Annotated in this window: 17 protein-coding genes; 6 read left to right on the top strand and 11 right to left on the bottom strand. The window is 59.8% G+C overall.

Annotated features, from left to right (window positions below):
- Positions 1 to 288 precede the first annotated feature (288 nt).
- Together AB5Y64_RS09320 and AB5Y64_RS09315 are read left to right on the top strand one after the other, a co-directional pair.
- On the top strand, positions 289 to 1044 hold the full coding sequence (locus tag AB5Y64_RS09320) for a hypothetical protein (protein WP_161470532.1): 756 nt from the start codon (positions 289 to 291) through the stop codon (positions 1042 to 1044).
- Between the two features lie 60 nt (positions 1045 to 1104).
- Complete coding sequence (locus tag AB5Y64_RS09315) at positions 1105 to 1767, top strand: DUF2987 domain-containing protein (RefSeq protein ID WP_041211435.1); 663 nt, start codon at positions 1105 to 1107, stop codon at positions 1765 to 1767.
- Positions 1768 to 1838: 71 nt separating this feature from the next.
- On the opposite strand, the gene ttcA is transcribed toward AB5Y64_RS09315, so the two are convergent.
- From ttcA to ccoN, 11 genes are all read right to left on the bottom strand, one after another.
- A complete protein-coding gene (ttcA, locus tag AB5Y64_RS09310) occupies positions 1839 to 2747 on the bottom strand; it encodes a tRNA 2-thiocytidine(32) synthetase TtcA (protein WP_010674783.1) in 909 nt (302 codons plus the stop codon).
- A gap of 67 nt (positions 2748 to 2814) precedes the next feature.
- Positions 2815 to 3762 carry a universal stress protein UspE gene (uspE, locus tag AB5Y64_RS09305; RefSeq protein ID WP_161470531.1) on the bottom strand — a complete coding sequence of 316 codons (948 nt, stop codon included), beginning with the start codon at positions 3760 to 3762 and terminating at the stop codon, positions 2815 to 2817.
- A gap of 135 nt (positions 3763 to 3897) precedes the next feature.
- Positions 3898 to 4653: an FNR family transcription factor gene (locus tag AB5Y64_RS09300; protein WP_010674781.1), complete on the bottom strand. Its 756-nt coding sequence runs from the start codon at positions 4651 to 4653 to the stop codon at positions 3898 to 3900.
- Between the two features lie 68 nt (positions 4654 to 4721).
- Entirely contained in the window at positions 4722 to 5408 is a 687-nt protein-coding gene (locus AB5Y64_RS09295) for a sulfite exporter TauE/SafE family protein (protein WP_010674780.1), read from the bottom strand.
- Positions 5392 to 5598 (bottom strand): cbb3-type cytochrome oxidase assembly protein CcoS, encoded by a 207-nt coding sequence (gene ccoS / locus AB5Y64_RS09290; protein ID WP_041211434.1) that lies wholly within the window; start codon positions 5596 to 5598, stop codon positions 5392 to 5394. Before ccoS ends, AB5Y64_RS09295 begins: the two co-directional genes overlap by 17 nt.
- A gap of 82 nt (positions 5599 to 5680) precedes the next feature.
- Positions 5681 to 8077 (bottom strand): heavy metal translocating P-type ATPase, encoded by a 2397-nt coding sequence (locus tag AB5Y64_RS09285; RefSeq protein WP_029314548.1) that lies wholly within the window; start codon positions 8075 to 8077, stop codon positions 5681 to 5683.
- Positions 8078 to 8165: 88 nt separating this feature from the next.
- A complete protein-coding gene (locus tag AB5Y64_RS09280) occupies positions 8166 to 8654 on the bottom strand; it encodes a FixH family protein (RefSeq protein ID WP_010674777.1) in 489 nt (162 codons plus the stop codon).
- 113 nt (positions 8655 to 8767) lie between these two features.
- Positions 8768 to 9757, bottom strand: a complete 990-nt coding sequence (gene ccoP, locus AB5Y64_RS09275; RefSeq protein WP_010674776.1) for a cytochrome-c oxidase, cbb3-type subunit III — start codon at positions 9755 to 9757, stop codon at positions 8768 to 8770.
- Positions 9757 to 9936 (bottom strand): CcoQ/FixQ family Cbb3-type cytochrome c oxidase assembly chaperone, encoded by a 180-nt coding sequence (locus AB5Y64_RS09270; RefSeq protein WP_010674775.1) that lies wholly within the window; start codon positions 9934 to 9936, stop codon positions 9757 to 9759. The genes ccoP and AB5Y64_RS09270 overlap by 1 nt, the downstream gene beginning before the upstream one ends.
- Positions 9937 to 9947: 11 nt before the next feature.
- Positions 9948 to 10562, bottom strand: coding sequence for a cytochrome-c oxidase, cbb3-type subunit II (ccoO, locus tag AB5Y64_RS09265; protein ID WP_010674774.1), 615 nt, complete (start codon positions 10560 to 10562; stop codon positions 9948 to 9950).
- An 18-nt stretch (positions 10563 to 10580) separates the two neighbouring features.
- Positions 10581 to 12005 (bottom strand): cytochrome-c oxidase, cbb3-type subunit I, encoded by a 1425-nt coding sequence (gene ccoN / locus AB5Y64_RS09260; RefSeq protein WP_010674773.1) that lies wholly within the window; start codon positions 12003 to 12005, stop codon positions 10581 to 10583.
- 279 nt (positions 12006 to 12284) lie between these two features.
- Here ccoN and AB5Y64_RS09255 point away from each other — a divergent pair, with 279 nt between their 5' ends.
- From AB5Y64_RS09255 to prc, 4 genes are all read left to right on the top strand, one after another.
- Positions 12285 to 12743, top strand: coding sequence for a hypothetical protein (locus tag AB5Y64_RS09255; protein WP_103243112.1), 459 nt, complete (start codon positions 12285 to 12287; stop codon positions 12741 to 12743).
- A 108-nt stretch (positions 12744 to 12851) separates the two neighbouring features.
- Complete coding sequence (locus AB5Y64_RS09250; RefSeq protein WP_010674771.1) at positions 12852 to 13310, top strand: GAF domain-containing protein; 459 nt, start codon at positions 12852 to 12854, stop codon at positions 13308 to 13310.
- 101 nt (positions 13311 to 13411) lie between these two features.
- On the top strand, positions 13412 to 14056 hold the full coding sequence (proQ, locus tag AB5Y64_RS09245; protein WP_103243113.1) for an RNA chaperone ProQ: 645 nt from the start codon (positions 13412 to 13414) through the stop codon (positions 14054 to 14056).
- Between the two features lie 8 nt (positions 14057 to 14064).
- Positions 14065 to 16080 (top strand): carboxy terminal-processing peptidase, encoded by a 2016-nt coding sequence (gene prc, locus AB5Y64_RS09240; RefSeq protein WP_045524882.1) that lies wholly within the window; start codon positions 14065 to 14067, stop codon positions 16078 to 16080.
- The last annotated feature ends 36 nt before the right edge of the window (positions 16081 to 16116 follow it).

Genomic DNA, 16116 nt, shown 5'->3' with positions numbered 1-16116 from the left:
AAGCAGGAACCCGGTACTGCGCGAGCAGCTATCACCCAGTAATGGGAATCCCCCTCCTGTGACGCGAAGCGCTAAGGTGGGGGAGGATGTCAACATCCTACTCCCGTTGGACAGAGGGGCCAAGGGTGAGGGGAACTTCATCAAGTAGGGCTGCAAGGCCTTTGGTATCAATGGCTTTCTGAACGGAAGATAACAGGAAAAACGGCTACGCATGCCGGTTCAAACCGCTATAATGTGCCACCTTGGATCAGTCGTCAGTGAATGTTGGACAGTCAATTGAGTAATAGAATGCGGATCGGTGGAACCCTCGAACAGTCCCTCAGCCAGGGATATCGTCTGGACCTGCAAGGGGTGTTGAAAGAGGGGTGGCAACAGACTCGTCGCACCGGTTTCGGATTGGCGCTGGCCATCGCCGGGGTCATGGCAATCTGGATCCTGCTGAGCAATACCTTGCTGACGCCCTATGTCGCCCGTGAAGGAGGGGATATGGATATGGCCCTGATCCTGAGCCTGCTGGCCACGGTGATCATGTCACCCATGACCTCCTCCCTCGACATGCTGGGGTTGCAGCAGTCGGTGGGGGTACGCGCCCGGCCGAGCCAGGTGTTCGACTTCTTCCGCCACTTCCTGCGCCTGGGCAGCCTGAGTCTGCTCGGCAGCCTCATCACCAGCCTGTTTGGACCCCTGTTCGAGCTGCTGGGTGTGCCTGTGATGCTGGCCTTCATCCCTTCCGCCCTGGTGGGCATGGGGCTGGTGTTTACCGTACCTCTGGTGCTGGAGCGCGGTCTTTCCCCGGCTCAGGCCATTCTGGTCTCCCTCAAGCTCTTTGCCCGGGGCTGGCCCAGCATAGTGCTGCTGCACGGGGTCATGCTGGCACTCTTCTTCCTGGCGCTCATCCCCATGGGGCTGGGACTTATCTGGGTGGCGCCGCTCTACTTCAACTGCAAGGGCATTCTCTACCGGGATCTGTGTGGGGTGGCAGTCGAAGTGACCGAGGTTGCCAGTGGCAACGACGGGCAGGGCCCGGATCATTTCAACGCATAATGGAATACCAGGGGTCAGCCGGTGTCGACCCGCCCGGAGCATGATGCAAAAGGATGGCATATGAACAAGCGATACGGGATGGCGGCGCTCCTGCTGATGCCCATGCTGGGACAGGCTGAGCCGTCCCTTGAACTCGACTACGGCACCTTCTACAGCCAGATGAAGACCTTCGCCAAGGGGGAATTTGGCCACGCCAGACTGGGCTTTTATCTGGCCAGTCAACAGAACGGTCGGCGCTGCGGGCTCACCTCGGCCCGGGTCTCGACCCCGGACAGGGATGTGCCCGCCGAGGTCACGGTGGATGGCGAACTGCGTCTGCCCTATGACGATGATCTCAACCTCGACAAGGCGATCGTGGTGGTGGGGCTCACCGAGGCCCACGCCGCCTGTGATCTGTCGGTACAGGTGATGGCTGACGCCCCCGCCACACCCGAGGTGCCGCTGGCCGAACTTGTCTCGCGTCAGCAGCAGATGCAGCGATTGCTCGACAAGATGGCCGGCATGGTCGGCCAGTATTTCCTGCCCAAGATGGAAGGGGTGCGAATCTCCATGGTGGCGCCCGCAGGCACAGCCTACCTTGTGGAGGGTGCCCGTCAGGAGGCCGTCTCCTGGCAGCAGGGGCAACTGCTGCTCAGCAATGCGCAGCTGAAGGGGTTTGCCCAGGGCAAGCTGCAACTGCAAGGGGAGATCCTGCGCCTGACCCCCTGGCTACACAAGGAGTAGCGACCCGAGTCCGCAGATTGCCAGAATGAAAAAAGGAGCGCCTGGCGCTCCTTTTTTGTGGGTGACGGGGCTTAGCGCACCTCAATCACGTCCAGCATGTCCATCTCGTCGATGTCCAGCAGCGGCGCCTTGGGCAGCTCGGGCGGATCAAATGCCTTGTCGCCACCGTCGATGATGCCGGAGTCGCGATTGATGCTCTTGAAGTCAAACAGCTGGTGATCGAGCAGGTGGCTCGGGATCACGTCCTGAATGGCGGTGAACATGGTCTCGAGACGGCCTGGGAAGCGGCGATCCCACTCCTGCATCATCTGCTTGATGGCCTGGCGCTGCAGGTTCTCCTGGGAGCCGCACAGGTTGCAGGGGATGATGGGGAAGGCCTTGACCTCGGCATAGCGCACCAGATCTTTCTCCTTGCAGTAGGCCAGGGGGCGGATCACCACGTTCTTGCCATCGTCGCTCACCAGCTTGGGGGGCATGGATTTGAGCTTGCCACCGTAAAACATGTTGAGGAACAGGGTCTCGAGGATGTCGTCACGGTGATGGCCAAGGGCGATCTTGGTACAGCCCAGCTCCTGGGCGGTGCGATACAGAATGCCGCGGCGCAGGCGGGAGCAGAGCGCGCAGGTAGTCTTGCCCTCCGGTACCTTCTCCTTGACGATGGAATAGGTATCTTCTTCCACGATCTTGAAGTCGATGCCGAGAGTGCTCAGGTATTCGGGCAGCACGTGCTCGGGGAAGCCGGGTTGCTTCTGATCCAGGTTGACGGCCACCAGATCGAAATGGATGGGGGCGCTGGCCTTCAGGCTCATCAGGATGTCGAGCATGGCAAAGCTGTCCTTGCCGCCAGACAGGCAGACCATGATCTTGTCACCCTCTTCAATCATGTTGAAGTCGGCGATGGCCTGGCCCACGTTGCGCCGCAGACGTTTCTGCAGCTTGTTGAAACTGTATTTCTCTTTGGCGTTAAGCTCTTCTAGCATGGCCTCAAACCCGGGACAAAAATAAGCGGCTTATTATAGCCATGTCCCGGGGGAGGGCAAGAAACGCTTATGCAGGATGACGCCTGTCATCCACAGGGCAGCTGTAATCGTCGGGTTTGAGGATGAGAATGTCGCAGTTGAGCCTGTCCACCACGTGCTCGGCGGTGTTGCCAAGCAGGGCGGCAGAGAGGCCGGTACGGCCGACGCATCCCATGATCATCAGGGTGGCATTCAGATCGTCCGCCATGTCCGGCAGCACCTCCTCCGGCAAGCCTTCCGCCACCTTGGTCCACATGTGGTTGATGCCGAATTGATCGGCATGTTCCCGCAGCAGATCTTCATGGTGTTTGCGAATGGCATCGTTGTAGGCGTTGGGATCGAACTCTGGCAGTTCGATGGCGACATTGACCGGGGTGCCCGGGTAGGTGTTGACCAGATAGAGACTGGCACCAAGCAGCTCGGCGATGGCGATCCCCTCGCGGGTGATCCGCTCGTTAAGCACCTTCTGCTCCTTGTCATCGCTCGAGCAGTTGATGGCGGCAATCAGGTTGCCCCCCCGTTGACAGTGCCCTTCTTTTACCAGCAGAACCGGACAGGGGCATTTGCGCAGCAGGTGCCAGTCGGTGGGGGTGAAGATGAAGGTTTGCAGGAAGGAGTGTTTGTGAGTCGCCTTGACGACCAGATCGTGACGCTGTTCCAGCACTTCCTGAATGACGCACTCGAAGGGACGGTTGTGCCAAAGCACTTTCACTTCGCATTCCAGCCCTCTGGCCCGATAGGGAGTTAGGATCTCGTCGAGCCACTCCCGACGCTGGGCGATGACACCATGGCGCATCTCTTCCCGCTCGTCTGCCGAGAGCATGGCGGTCATCTCGTAAGAGAAGTCGTAAATCGTCAGGAGCAGGGTCAGCTGGGCGCCCTCATCCAGCTCGGCGACCTTGACCGCGCGCTCGAGCGCGATCTGGCGCTCCTCCTCGGGATTGATCACCACCAGAATGTTTCGGTACTTGACCATGTTCTCCTCCTTGGTAAAAAGGCCAATGATGGCAACTCTTTAGCTATTACAGCTTAGTCCAAGGGGGGAGACGGCAAGGTGTGCCGGATCAAATTTCAGGGTGATCCGATCCGGCAAAAAAGGAATAAACGGGGATTAACCGCAGGGAGGACGAGTGGCTCCGGCCATGACGCCCAAGGCAACGTTGTCCAGTACAGTAATGTATTTGCCTTTGACGCTGATGAGACCGGATTTCTGGAAACGGCCCAGCAGGCGGCTGATGGTCTCGACGGTGAGACCGAGGTAGTTGCCGATGTCTCCACGGGTCATGGAGAGGCGGAACTCCTTGGCGGAGAAGCCGCGCTCGGAGAAACGAACCGAGAGATTGTGCAGGAAGGCAGCGAGGCGCTCTTCGGCGTTCTTTTTGGAGAGCAGCAGTATCATCTCCTGGTCGCCCATGATCTCGTTGCTCATCAGCCGCATGATCTGCTGGCGCAGTTTGGGCATCTTGCCAGAGAGGTCGTCGAGCACATCGAACGGTATTTCGCACACCATGGCGGTTTCCAGCGCCTGGGCGAAGGAGGGGTGGGCCTGCTTGTGGATGGCGTCGAAACCGACCAGATCACCGGCGAGGTGGAAGGCGGTGATCTGTTCGTCACCCTGTTCGGTGATGGTGTATGACTTGATGGTCCCGGAACGTATGGCATAGAGCGACTTGAGCTCATCGCCGGCCTTGAACAACTCTTCACCCTTCTGGAACGGCTTTTTGCGCTCGATGATGCTGTCGAGCTGATCGAGCTCGTTATCGTTCAGGGTGAAGGGGATGCAGAGCTGGCTGATGCTGCAATCCTGGCAATGAATTGCACAGCCACCGCTCTGAATACGTCTGCCAGGTTTCTTGTCCGGGATCATAGGCTCAAATGAATAATTGATTTATATCAAACAAGTTTACCACCATCTCATCCGTTTTGGATAGGGTTTCAAAAGGACGCCATCCCGATCCAGAGGGTGTGGATCCCGTAGGCAATAAGCAGCAAGGCGCCCCCAAGGCGCAGGCTGCGCAGGGTGAGCCAGTAGCGCAATCGGTCTGCCAGCCCCCCTAGCGCAAACAGGGTCGGCAGGGTGCCGAGGCCGAAAAAGAGCATGATGAGTGCCCCGCCACTCGCGGAGCCTGCGGCAGCGCTCCAGGTCAGCATGGAGTAGACGAGGCCGCAAGGGAGCCAGCCCCATATCATGCCAAAGGGGAGGGCCTGCCTGGCTGATGTAAACGGGAGAAACCTGCCTGCCAGCGGCTTGATGAGAGGCCAGAACTTCGCACCGATGCGCTCGAGCAGCAAGACGCCATGCCACCAGCCAGCCAAGTAGAGGCCGAGCGCTATCATCAGCAGGGCGGCGATGAGGCGAAGCCCTGCCAGGGCGTGTTTGCCAGCGCCTATCTCCGTGGTGGTGGCGAGCAAGCCGCCCACCAGCGCGCCCGCCAGCACATAGCTCAGGATGCGCCCCAGGTTGTAGTTGAGCAGATAACCGAGCCTGCCCCAAAAATGCTGCTTCTCGGCAGGTATGGCCATGGAGAGCGCTGCGGACACGCCGCCACACATGCCGATACAGTGGCCGGCACCGGCAAGCCCGACCAGCAGGGCGCCCATGAGGTCAAGGCTGCTGGTCATGGGGCCTGTTTTCCTGTTCTGCTTGTTGTTCAGAGGGGGGCAAGGGGCGCTGCTCCTCGTCAAACAGGATGTTGGAGCCCTGCCTGTCGAGATCCTCGAACTGCTCGGAGCGGATGGCCCAGAAGAAGACGGCGCCGGCAATGACAACGAACAGGATGGCGATGGGGATGAGGACGAAGATAATGTTCATGGCGTGGACCCTGTGGTGAAAGGGGGATGATAACCCGGCGAGGCAAGAGGTGCCGCCACCCGGGAGGATGCCAGATGGCTGCTCACCGGTTGAGCCGCATGGAGTTGGTGACCACGATGAGGGAGCTCAGGGACATGCCAGCAGCCGCCAGATAAGGGGGGAGCCAGCCACTTGCAGCCAGCGGCAGCACAAGCAGGTTGTAGCCGATGGACCAGGCAAAGTTCTCCTTGATGATCTTGCGAGTGCGCAGGGCCAGGGCCCGGGCGGCCAGCAGACGGGAGAGATCGTCGGCCAGCAGGATGGCGTCGGCACTGTTCTTGGCCAGATCCGTGCCCCCCGCCATGGCAAAGGACGCGTGGGCGCCGGCCAGCACAGGGGCGTCGTTGATGCCATCTCCCACCATGATGCTGATATCCCCGGCCGCTTCCCGGGCCTTGAGATAGGCCAGCTTGCCGTCCGGGGTGACCCCTTTTACCAGCTCATCGACCCCCAGCTCGCGGGCCAGCATGTCCGCCTGGTCCGAACCGTCGCCGGTGAGAATGGTGGTTTGCAGGCCTGCCTCCTTGAAGGCCTGGATCAGTGCACCGGCATCGGGGCGCAGCGTGTCGGCCAGGATGAAACGGGCCAGCAGTCCGTGTTCATCGGCCAGATAGATGGTCAGCCCTTGAGCGGCATTCTCTTCTTGCGCCAGTTCGAGCCAGCGTGCACTGCCGATGCGGTAATGCTTGCCCTCAATTACTCCCTGCACGCCGTGGCCGATGACGGGGGTGACGTCGCTGGCGGCGAGCGGCACCCCGTCCGCCAGTGGTTTGCTTCGAAACGCACGGGCGATGGGATGCTCGGAATAGGTCTCCAGGGCCTGGGCGAGGGCGAGGCAGCGGGCTGCGTCGAGCTCGCCGAGGGGCTGGGTGCTCACCAGGCTGATGTTGCCCGTGGTCAGGGTCCCCGTCTTGTCCATCACGATGCGGTTGGCCCGGGTCAGAATGTCCAGCACGTGGCCGCGGCGCAGTAGGATGCCGCTGCGGGTCAGGTTGGCAGTGGCCGAGGTCAGTGCGGTCGGGGTGGCCAGCGAGAGGGCGCAGGGGCAGGTCGCCACCAGCACCGCCAGGGTGACCCAGAAGGCCCGCTCGGGCTCATGAAAATGCCAGAAGGTCCAGACCCCGGCCGCAATGATCAGGAGCACCAGGATAAAGTGGCGCGACAGCACGTCCGCCAGCTGGGCGATGGCGGGCTTGTCGTCCAGAGCATGATCCTGCAGGCGCATGATCTGGGCCAGGCGCGACTCTTCAATGGAATGGCTGACCCGGATCTCCAGGGGGGCATCGGTGTTGATGGTGCCTGCATAGACGGGATCTCCGGCCTGTTTGAGCAGAGGCAACTGTTCGCCAGTCAGCATGGATTCGTTGAGGCTGGCCTGGCCCAGGGTGACGATGCCGTCTGCCGGCAGGGTGGCCCCCGCGAGTACCCGCACCCTGTCTCCGACTCGCAGCGTCTTGGCGGCCACCTCGTGTTCGCCGTCATCATCGATGCGGGTTGCCATGATGGGTACCAGGCGCGCCAGGTTGGAGCTCGACTCCGACGCCTTGCGCCTCGCTCGCAGTTCCAGCAGACGGCCCAACAGCAGGAAAAAGACGAACATGGTGATGGAGTCGTAATAGACCTCACCCGTGTTGAAGACCGTGGCCCAGATGGAGGCGACGAAGGCGCCGATCAGTGCCAGCGACACCGAAACATCCATGGAGAGGTGCCCCTGCTTCAGGCTGCGCCATGCCCCCACGTAAAAAGGCTGGGCCGAGTAGATCATGATGGGGGTGGAGAGCAGAAGGCTTATCCACTTGAAGTAGATCATGAACTCCTCTTCCACGCTGATGAAGAGGTCCATGTAGAGTGCTACGGCGCACATCATCACCTGCATGGAGCCAAGGCCGGCCAGCGCCATGCGGAACATGTAGCTGCGCACCTCTTTGGCGTAGAGCGCTTCCTGCTGATGAGTCTGGAAGGGATAGGCGCGATAGCCGACCCTGGCAAAGCCCTTGAGAATGTCGCTCAAAGAGAGCTGGGCCGGATCCCACTTGATGCGGGCGCGATGGGTGGTGGTATTGACGTTGATGTAACGCAGACCGCGCAGGGTCATCAGGTGCCGCTCGATGAGCCAGGCACAGGCGGCGCAGGTCAAACCTTCCACCGTCAGTTGGATCTCGCGCGTCGTTTCGCGACCCGTACCGGTGTCGGTGACGAACTCCTGCTGCACCTCCGCCAGATCGTAGTGGGTGAGGGCGGCGAGCTCTTCGGGCACCAGTTCCCCCTTGATGCCGGGAGCGGTGCGGTGTTCGTAATAACTGGCGAGGCCGCATTCGAGAATGGTCTGTGCCACGGCCTGACAGCCAGGGCAACACATCGGCTGAACGATGCCTTTGATCTCGAGAGTAAAGTTACTGCCAGTGGGAACCGGTTCACCACAGTGAAAACAGCCGGTCATGGTGATCATCCCTCTTTGATGCAGCCCAGCAGGCCGGGTCGGGGAGAAGGGTGGCTGACCGGCGTGCCGATCACCCTGCCTTCGTGATTCAACGTCCCTTGGGATCGAGCTCAATCGCTGCCTGAGTCGGCAGTTGTGCCGTCTCCTGGAGGCGCCATTCATGGTTGAAGGCATCGACCCGCACGTGCCACTTGCCGGTGAGGGGCTTGTCCAGCATCAGGCGATAGACTCCCTTGCCATCGGCCGTCAGCAGATGTTCGCTGTCCAGGCCCGCCAACGTGGGATGAAACAGGGAGAGGTGCAGTGCCTGCCCGAGGGGGAAATCCCCGGACAGTGGATTTAACGTCAGCTCCTTGTCGCTGACATTGAGGGCGATACGGATGCCGAGCGCCTCGGCGCGATCGAACTTGCTGAGATCCTGATTAATCTCCTTGCCCTGCTTGTAGTAGTCCTCCGCTACCAGGTTGACCCCATCCTTGCTGGCAATGATGGCGGTGGCGATGCTGCCTACCACGGCGGCGCAGGGGAGGGCGATGATGAACCAGGGCCAGAATTGGCGATACCAGGGTTGGGTCATGATGCTACCGAAACAAATGGTTAACGAAATGGCGGTAATTCAGCCAACACAAGATAACAAAAAGCCTCGAAGAGTCGAGGCTTTTTGCTGATTAATCACGTGCTTATCACATGTTACTGCTGATTTTGCCGATCGTTGTGGGACAAGCTGTAAACGTAGGAGGCGAGCAGATGTACCTTGTCTTCCCCCAGAATGTCCTTCCAGGCCGGCATCACGCCGTGACGACCGTGGGTGATGGTCTGTTCGACCACCTGACGGGAGCCGCCATAGAGCCAGATGTTGTTGGTCAAGTCGGGGGCGCCGAAGGCGATGCCGCCCTTGGCATCCGGGCCGTGGCAGGCGGCGCACATGGCAAAGCGTGCTTCCCCTTTCTTGGCTTCCACCAGATCAACCTTGCGACCGGAGAGGCTCAGCACATAGGAGGCCACCTCCTTCACCCCGTCCTGACCCAGGATCTCGCCCCAAGCGGCCATGATCCCCTGACGACCGCCCATGATGGTGGTCTTGATCTGGTCGGGTGCGCCGCCCCACTGCCATTCGCTGTCGGTCAGGTTCGGGAAACCGCGGCCACCGCGGGCATCGGAGCCATGACACTGGGAACAGTTTTGCAGGAACAGGCGCTGACCCACCTTCAGGGCTTCCGGATCCTTGGCGATCTCGGTGATCTCCTTGTAGCTCTTGCCGTCAGCCTGATAGGTCAGCTCGCGGAACTTGGCGCCGTAGATCTCGTCGGCCTTGGCAAGTTCCCGATCGTATTCCACCGCGCGTCCTTCGGCCTTGGCGGAAGCCGCCGCTGCCTTGGACTCGGCCAGGGAACGTACATCCTGGTTGGAGCTCTGCCAGCCCAGCAGACCCTTGAAGTTGCCAAGGCCCGGGAAGGCGAGCAGGTAGATGAGCCCGGTGACGATGAAGAAGAGGAACATATAGGACCACCACTTCGGCAGGGGATTGTTGATCTCCTCGATGCCGTCGAAGGTGTGACCCATGGGTTTGCCCTCTTCGGCCCCCATCTTGTCCTTCATGCACCAGGCCAGCAGCAGGAAGCAGCCGAGAATGGTGCCAAGGCTTATGACGGTCACAAAAATGCTAAACAGAGTGCTCATTATTGCTTCGCTCCTGCGTTCTTGTTATCAGCACTGGGTTGCTCGTCATCGGCAAAAACCAGGTTGGCGGCCTCGTCGAAAGAAGCCTTGCGGCGCTTGCTGTAGGCCCAGACGATGATGCCAATCATGATGACCATCAGCAGCAGGGTGTACAGGCCGCGAAATGTGCCGTAATCCATATCCCGACTCCTTATTTCAGGGCATGGCCCAGTGATTGCAGATAGGCGATCAGCGCATCCAGCTCGGTCTTGCCCTTGACGGCCTCACCGGCACCGGCGATGTCGGCATCGGTATAGGGCACGCCGAAGTGATCCCGGAACAGAGCCAGCTTCTTGCCGGTCAGCTCGCCGCTCAGCACATTGGTCTCGAGCCAGGGGAAGGCCGGCATGTTGGACTCGGGCACTACGTCGCGCGGGTTGATGAGGTGGGCGCGATGCCAGTCATCGGAGTAGCGGCCGCCGACCCGGGCCAGATCCGGGCCGGTACGCTTGGAGCCCCATAGGAAGGGGTGCTCCCACACGCTCTCGCCGGCAACCGAGTAGTGGCCGTAGCGTTCGGTCTCGGCGCGGAACGGGCGGATCATCTGGCTGTGGCAGACGGTGCAGCCTTCGCGGATGTAGATGTCGCGTCCTTCCATCTGCAGGGCGGTGTAGGGCTTGAGGCCCTCCACCGGCTCGTTGGTCTGCTTCTGGAAGAACAGGGGGGTGATTTCCACCAGGCCCCCCAGGCTGATGGCGAAGATGATGCCAATGACCAGCATGGGGACGCTTTTTTCAAAAATCTCGTGACGGTTGTTGTTGCTCATGCTTTAAACCCCTTCAAATCAGGCTGGCTGTGCGACGGGTTCCAGAGAACCCTTGGGCGCAGTGACGGTGCGATAGGCGTTGTAGGCCATCAGCAGCATGCCGGTGACGAAGAAGCAGCCACCCAGGAAGCGCACGAAGTAGAAGGGATAGGAAGCTTGCAGCGCCTCCACGAAGCTGTAGGTCAGGGTGCCGTCGTCGTTGACCGCACGCCACATCAGACCCTGCATCACACCGGAAATCCACATGGCGACGATATAGAGCACGGTGCCCACGGTGGCCAGCCAGAAGTGGACGTTGATGAGCTTGATGCTGTACATGCGCCCCTGCCCGAACAGGTTCGGGATCAGGTGGTAGACGGCACCGATGGACACCATGGCAACCCAGCCCAGGGCACCGGAGTGAACGTGACCGATAGTCCAGTCGGTGTAGTGGGAGAGGGCGTTGACGGTCTTGATCGCCATCATGGGGCCTTCGAAGGTCGACATGCCGTAGAACGACAGGGAGACGATCAGGAAGCGCAGGATGGGGTCATAACGCAGCTTGTGCCAGGCACCCGAGAGGGTCATGATGCCGTTGATCATGCCGCCCCAGGAGGGCACGAACAGGATGAGGGACATCACCATGCCCAGCGACTGGGCCCAGTCAGGCAGGGCGGTATAGTGCAGGTGGTGCGGACCGGCCCAGATATAGAGGGAGATCAGCGCCCAGAAGTGCACGATGGAGAGGCGGTAGGAGTAGACGGGGCGACCCGCCTGCTTGGGCACGAAATAGTACATCATGCCAAGGAAGCCCGCTGTCAGCAGGAAGCCCACTGCGTTGTGGCCATACCACCACTGCACCATGGCATCCATGGCACCGGAGTACATGGAGTAGGACTTCATGCCGGAGAGCGGCACTTCCATGTTGTTGACGATGTGCAGTACGGCCACCGTGATGATGAAGGCACCGAAGAACCAGTTCGCCACATAGATGTGGGAGGTGGTGCGCTTGACCAAGGTGCCGAAGAAGACGATGGCATAGCTCACCCAGACCACGGCGATGGCGATGTCGATGGGCCACTCCAGCTCGGCGTACTCTTTGGAGGTGGTGTACCCCAGCGGCAGCGAGATGGCTGCAGACAGAATGATCGCCTGCCAGCCCCAGAACACGAAGGAGGCGAGGGGACCACCAAACAGCCGGACCTGACAGGTGCGTTGCACCACGTAGAAGGAGGTGGCCATCAGGGCGCTGCAACCAAATGCGAAGATGACCGCATTGGTATGCAGGGGACGCAGACGGCTGTACGTCAGCCAGGGGGTGTCGAAGTTGAGGGCAGGCCAGATCAACTGGGCTGCAATCAATACACCCACCGACATGCCGACGATACCCCAGACAATCGTCATGACGGTGAACTGGCGCACAACGGTGTAGTTGTACTCAGGGTGGTTTGTTGTATGGCTCATCGTTGTATTCCGCTTCCGATGCTGTTGTTAGTGTTGCCCGGTGTCCTGGGCCATTTTCACCCCGGTTTTGCAAAATCCCCTCGTTAACATCTGTTAATAAAAGGAAAAGCAAAAGGTGGTTAAATGAAAATCCATTGAGAATGATACTGAAATGACCGGTAAAATAACAGTACAAACAGTGATATATTTGGCTCCAGCGGGTCTCATGTCCGCCAGTTTTTACCTTGAGCCAGATCACGAAAATTACATTTTCTACGTACCTTACAGAGCTGTTTTTTCATGAAAGAGAGACTCACTTCACGCAAAATCGTCCACCTGTCCATGGTGCTGGTCATTTTGCTCTCCCTGATGGCCTATCGAACCTGGTTTTCAGGCACAGGAAGCGACCATGCAGAGGGCACCAATGTTCAGATTTGTGATCTGTCCCACAGCCCCTGCCGCCTCATCGTCGGGGATCGCCCGCTGACGGTCAGCATCGATGGCTTGCCGATCCGCCCTGAACATGACTTTGTCCTGCGCCTTCAAGGGGGTGTGCCGGCCATCACGCCGGTCAAGGCCTGGCTCGAGGGCAAGGAGATGTTCATGGGGCTCATCCCCGTGCTGTTTGAACCCAGCCAAACGGGGTGGCGAGGGGTGACCCAGGTGGGAAGTTGTACGACCGAGGCGATGGACTGGCTCCTGACCATCGAGTGGAGCAATGGCCAGCGCCATCAACTGACGTTGGGCGCGGCACGTTGAACGGACTCTCATCGGGCCCCAGGAGGGGGGATAATTGAAAATTGATTTGAAATTTTCAGGCAGGACGGTACCTTGCATTGATTATCAAGGAGTGAAGTTCATTTAATCATGATTGAAAAACAAGCATTTTATCGCACGCTCAACCAGCAGGCCCAGGCATTGCTGGAGGGCGAACCCGACATGATCGCCACCCTGGCAAACCTGTCTGCCCTGCTCAATCAGGAACTGGCTGACATCAACTGGGTTGGTTTCTACCTGCTGCAGGGCGAGACCCTGGTGCTCGGCCCGTTCCAGGGCAAGCCAGCCTGTGTGCGCATCCCGGTCGGGCGCGGCGTCTGTGGCACTGCGGTTGCCGAGGGCAAGACCCAACTGGTGGACGACGTGCACCAGTTCGCGGGGCACATTGCGTGCGATGGTGCCAGCAACTCGGAAATCGTGATCCCGCTGCGCCGTGGCGGGGAGATCATCGGGGTGCTGGACATCGACAGTCCAATCTTTAACCGCTTTGACGAGCAGGACCGGATTGGCCTCGAAGAAACGGTGCAAATTTTGGAAAGCATGCTCTAAGTCATTGCTAGATGGTTCGCAAAAGGTCCCAAGCTCTCTATAATGGGGCCTTTGTTGTGTTCGGGCATGCCCGTGCGTCTATATGAAAGCCAAGGTTATACATGGAAAACACTGAAAAGCTGAAGAACAGTAAAGAGATCGTCGCCTACCTGGTCGAGAAATTCCCGGCCTGCTTCATCGCTGAAGGAGAGGCCAAGCCACTCAAGATTGGCATCTTCCAGGATCTGGCCGCGCGTCTTGCTGATGACGAGAGAGTCTCCAAGACCATGCTGCGCTCTGCTCTGCGTCAATACACCTCCAGCTGGCGTTACCTGCATGGCCTCAAGGCTGGCCAGGCCCGTGTCGATCTGGACGGCAACCCGGGCGAGCTGCTCACCGAAGAGCACATCGAGCATGCCAAACAGGCGCTCAAGGAGAGCAAGGAACGTGTCTTTGCCAGCCGCCGCACCAACACCAAGGAGAAGGAAGACAAGCCCAAGCAGCCGCGTCGCAACGCGCCGCGCAAGGCTGACGCTCCCCGCTCCGACAAGCCCAAGTCCGCCCCTGCTCCCAAGGCTGCACCGGTCGCCGATGCGCCGCTGGTGAAAGTGGATGCCGCTACCCTGAAAGTCGAGCAGGGCGTGCGCGTCGTGCTGGGCAAGTCCCCTGTGCCTGCGACCATCAAGGAAGTGAGCAAGGATGACGTACAGGTTCAATTGCAGACCGGCATGATGTTGCGGGTCAAGTTCGAGCATCTGGTTCTCTAAGGAGACGAATGTTGAAGCATGGCGTGATTCGTTTTTCACTCGTTGCCTGTAGCCTGGCGCTTGCCGGGCTCGCACAGGCCATCGAGCCGGTGCTCAAGGAAAGTGATTTGCCTGTGTTGGCTCAAGAGAGCCAACATGCTACGGCCAGCAAGCGAATTGCCAATCTGTTTACCCGCTCCCACTACAAACAGTTCAAGCTGGACGACGCCTTTTCCTCCGTGATCTTTGACAAGTATCTGGAGAATCTGGACTACAGCCGCAACCTGTTTCTGGCCTCTGACATCAGCCGTTTTGAGAAATATCGTACCGGTTTTGACACCGACCTCGAGCGAGGGCGACTGGCTCCGGCCTACGAGATGTTCAACCTGAGTCAGCAGCGGCGGTACGAGCGGTTCGAATACGCCCTCAAACTGCTCGACACTCCCTTCGATTTTACCCAGAAAGACAATTATGTCTTCGATCGGGAAGGGGCTCCCTGGCCCAAGGATGAAGCCGAGCTCAACGAGCTGTGGCGTCAGCGGGTCAAGTTCGATGCCCTGAGCCTCAAGCTCAGCGGCAAGGAGTGGCCCGAGATCAAGGAGCTGCTTGGCAAGCGTTACAACAACGCCATCAAGCGGATGTCCCAGACCGAGAGCGAGGACGTGTTCCAGCTCTTCATGAATTCCTTCGCCCGCGCCATCGAACCGCACACCAGCTATCTGTCTCCGCGCAGCGCCGATCGGTTCAACACCGAGATGAACCTCTCGCTGGAGGGGATTGGTGCCGTGCTGCAGGCGGAAGATGACTTCACCGTCATCCGCTCCCTCGTGCCCGGTGGCCCGGCGGCCAAGTCCAATCACCTGAAACCCGATGACAAGATCACCGGGGTGGGACAGGACGACGGCAAGATTGTGGATGTCATAGGCTGGCGTCTTGACGACGTGGTCGAGCTCATCAAGGGACCCAAGGGCAGCAAGGTGAAGCTGGAGATCCAGCGCGGCAAGGGCGCGACCGCCAAGACAGAGCTGGTGGAGCTGGTGCGTGACAAGGTGCGTCTGGAAGACAGAGCCGCCAAGTCCAAGGTGATCACCGCCGAGGGCAAGAAGATCGGCGTGCTCGAGATCCCGAGCTTCTACGTCAACCTGCACGACGACGTGATCAAGGAGATCTCCAGCCTCAACAAGCAGAAGATCGACGGCCTCATCGTCGATCTGCGCGGCAACGGTGGCGGTGCCCTGACGGAAGCTTCCGCCCTGAGCGGTCTCTTCTTTGCCAGCGGCCCCGTGGTGCAGATCCGTGATCACATGGGTCGCATCACCGTCAATGGCGACGACGACGGCAATGTCTACTACGGTGGCCCCATGTCGGTGATGATCGACCGCTACAGCGCCTCGGCCTCCGAGATCTTCGCTGCCGCCATGCAGGACTATGGTCGTGCGCTGATCCTCGGCGAAAACTCGTTCGGCAAGGGGACGGTGCAGCAGCATCGCAGCCTCGCCAAGGTCTATGACTTCTACGAGCAGCCGCTGGGTCACGTGCAGTACACCATCGCCAAGTTCTACCGTATCGATGGCGGCAGCACCCAGAACAAGGGGGTTGCTCCCGATATCGCCTTCCCGACCGCAGTGGCGCCGGGTGAGACGGGGGAGAGCCGCGAGTTCAACGCCTTGCCCTGGGACAAGATTGCCTCGGCCAGCTACGAGCGACTGGGGGACTTCTCCAGCCTGCTGCCCAAGCTGAAATCGGCCCACGAGGCGCGGATCACCAAGGATCCGGAATTTGCCTATGTGCTGCAGGACATCAAGGAGTATCAGGCGGACAAGGACAAGAAGTCGGTCTCCCTGAACGAAGCCGAGCGGCTGGCTGAACAGGCCAAACAGGACGAGAAGGCGCTGGCGCGAGCCAACGAGCGACTGACCCGTCTTGGCAAGCCGACGGTGAAGAGCCTGGATGAACTGCCGACCGATTTCGAGGCACCTGACGAATACCAGGTGGAAGCGGCCAACATCACGGCGGATCTGGCCACCCTCAGCAAGAAGAGCTGATGCTGGCAACGAAATGACAAGGGCGACTCGGGTCGC

It is taken from the genome of Aeromonas sp. R5-1, from assembly GCF_040908265.1.
Taxonomy (GTDB): Bacteria; Pseudomonadota; Gammaproteobacteria; order Enterobacterales; family Aeromonadaceae; genus Aeromonas; species Aeromonas caviae.
The sequence above is the reverse complement of the archived record's forward strand: the minus strand, read 5'-3'. Positions and strand labels throughout refer to the sequence as shown.